The sequence below is a fragment of the Paraburkholderia sp. SIMBA_027 genome, assembly GCF_046535315.1.
Taxonomy (GTDB): Bacteria; Pseudomonadota; Gammaproteobacteria; order Burkholderiales; family Burkholderiaceae; genus Paraburkholderia; species Paraburkholderia tropica.
Genome location: NZ_JAWRWY010000737.1, coordinates 1 through 266 on the forward strand (window position 1 = coordinate 1; position 266 = coordinate 266).

Below are 266 nucleotides of genomic sequence, written 5' to 3' on the forward strand. Positions count from 1 at the left end.
CTCGAAAGTCACACGCGAACCCGGACGCGCCGGGCCCGCGCAGTTCAGCGGAAAAACCCGTCAGTGCTTCGCGTACTGGTTCATGTTCTCCGGCGTGACGAGCTCGAACGGCACGTTCACGTAGCGGTCGACCGGCTGCTTCTTCGCCAGCTTCAGCGCGGTCGCGACGGCCTGCGCGCCCTGCCCGGCCGCGTTCTGGTACACGGACACCTTCAGCTCGCCGCTCTTCATCGCCGCGAGCCCGTCCGGCGTCGCGTCGATGCCTG

General features: G+C 68.0%; 1 pseudogene. It reads right to left on the reverse strand.

Annotation, left to right across the window (positions count from 1 at the left end):
* Window positions 1–60: 60 nt before the first annotated feature.
* Window positions 61–266 (reverse strand): annotated as a pseudogene (locus tag SB764_RS41005) (rhizopine-binding protein); the annotation flags it as partial.